General features: G+C 51.1%; 1 protein-coding gene. It reads left to right on the top strand.

Translation table 11 applies throughout. The annotated features are described in order from the left end of the window. A partial coding sequence (locus LZP73_RS20890; protein WP_234236899.1) for a DUF2813 domain-containing protein occupies positions 1–282 on the top strand: 282 nt, incomplete at both ends.

The following is a 282-nucleotide window of genomic DNA, read 5'->3' as shown; positions in this document are numbered from 1 at the left end:
GCGCAGTTTTCTCGATAAAGACGGACATCCGATTGATGTTGAGGATATTAACGATCAGGCTCGTCATCTGGTGCGTTTAATGCCGGTGCTGCGCTTGCGTGATGCCCGTTTTATGCGCCGTATTCGTAACGGCACGGTGCCAAATGTCCCCAATGTGGAAGTCACCGCGCGCCAGCTCGATTTCCTCGCCCGTGAATTATCCTCACATCCGCAAAATCTCTCTGATGGGCAGATTCGTCAGGGACTTTCCGCAATGGTGCAACTTCTTGAGCATTATTTTTC

This window comes from Shewanella sp. AS16, from assembly GCF_021412365.1.
GTDB classification, from domain to species: Bacteria; Pseudomonadota; Gammaproteobacteria; order Enterobacterales; family Shewanellaceae; genus Shewanella; species Shewanella salipaludis.
This window is presented reverse-complemented; position numbering and strand designations above follow the sequence as displayed.